The sequence below is a fragment of the Mycobacterium sherrisii genome (assembly GCF_002102355.1).
GTDB classification, from domain to species: Bacteria; Actinomycetota; Actinomycetes; order Mycobacteriales; family Mycobacteriaceae; genus Mycobacterium; species Mycobacterium sherrisii.
In genome coordinates, this window is the sequence record NZ_LQPT01000008.1 from 1 (window position 1) to 1,518 (window position 1,518).

2 pseudogenes are annotated in these 1,518 nt (G+C 68.2%); both read right to left on the reverse strand.

Features of this window, described 5'->3' with window-relative positions:
* Positions 1-62: 62 nt before the first annotated feature.
* Positions 63-788 (reverse strand): annotated as a pseudogene (gene istB, locus AWC25_RS00670) (IS21-like element helper ATPase IstB); the annotation flags it as partial.
* Positions 789-1,518 (reverse strand): annotated as a pseudogene (locus AWC25_RS00675) (Mu transposase domain-containing protein); the annotation flags it as partial.

The window sequence follows — 1,518 nt, forward strand, 5'->3', positions numbered from 1 at the left end:
TGATCGCGCTCATCGAAAGTCCTCAGGTGTGCTCGCTGAAATTCCTCACCTGTGAGCAGCGGTCAGTGTAGTTGGTGGCGGTTGCCGGTGGTGGTTCGGCGCAGGGTTTCCGCGGCGGCGTGGTGGTCGCGTAGGCGGTAGGACTCGCCGTCGAGGTTGATCACGACCGAGCGGTGCAGCAGGCGGTCGAGCATGGCGGCTGCCACGGTGGTGTCGCCGAGGATCTCTCCCCAGGCGCCGATCCCGCGGTTGGTGGTGATGACGATGCTGGTTTTCAAATATCGTTGGGGGACAACCTGAAACAACGCTGATGCGGCTTCGGCGGGCAACGGAAGGTAGCCCAATTCGTCGATCACGAGCAGCGTTGGCCCGGCGTAGAAGCGCATGGTGGTGGCCCAGCGTCCCTCGATCGCGGCACGGTGGCACCGGGCCGCCAGATCGGCGGCGGTGGTGAAGTACGTCCGGTAGCCGGCATGTGCTGCAGCCCTTGCCAGCCCGACCGACAAGTGCGTCTTTCCAGTACCCGGCCGCCCGATGAGCAAGATGTTGGTCGCCGATTCGAGATAGCGGCAGGTGCCCAGCTCGTCGATGAGTTTGCGGTCGATCCCGGCGGCGGCATCGACGTCGAAGTCCGCGAGGGTGGCCGGGGTGGGCAGGCAGGCGAACCGCAGCCGGCCGGCCAGTCGGCGGGCAGTGGAGGCCTCGACCTCGACGGCCAGCAGTCGCTCCAACGCGACGGCCAGCAACAGCCCTTCGGCGGTGGCTTGGTCCAGCACCGTGGGCAGCGCTCATTGGATGGTCCTGTTCTGGGCGGCCCGCTCGTAGGCAGACAGATCGATGACGGTGGAATCGGTTGACGGAGTGACAGATTCGATCGCAGCGGTAGGACCCTGCTTGATGTGAAGGAGTTGCGCGGCAGCGGCTTTGGCTGCCGGCCCGGGCGGGATGCGTTCCTTACGGCGGTGCGGGCGCCCGGTCGCCGCGGTGGCCGTCGCGGCGGTGTCCAGGGCGATGACATGGCCGCTGTCACGCACCATCACCCCCGAGCCCGTCGGCAGCCATGCGGTGCCGGGCGATCACGATCCCTTTGGTGGTGGCGATGTCGCAGAACTGACCACCGACCGGATGCGACACCACCACATGGGCGCCGGCCAGCTCCGGGGGCACCGAGTAGCGGTTGCCACGGTAGGACACCAATGCCTGCCGCGATGCGGTGCGGGTCTCGGAGATGATCACCGGATACGGCGCCGCCGGCACCGGGGCCAGCGGCTCGTTCTTGGCCGCCACGGCGACCGAGGAGCGGCCATCGGCGGTGGCCCGCAACCGGGTGTCACCGCGGACCGCCGCGAAGCGATCCACGCTGGCCTGCGCCTGCTCGACGGTGGCTTCATCGGCCAGGGTGCGCCACCAGCGTTGCGCGGCGGTGTGGTTGACCTTCTCCACCACGCCCTTGCGGTTACCGCGCCGGGCCGGGCAGATCGCCACTGAGACGCCGTAGTGCTTGGCGACCCCAGCGAA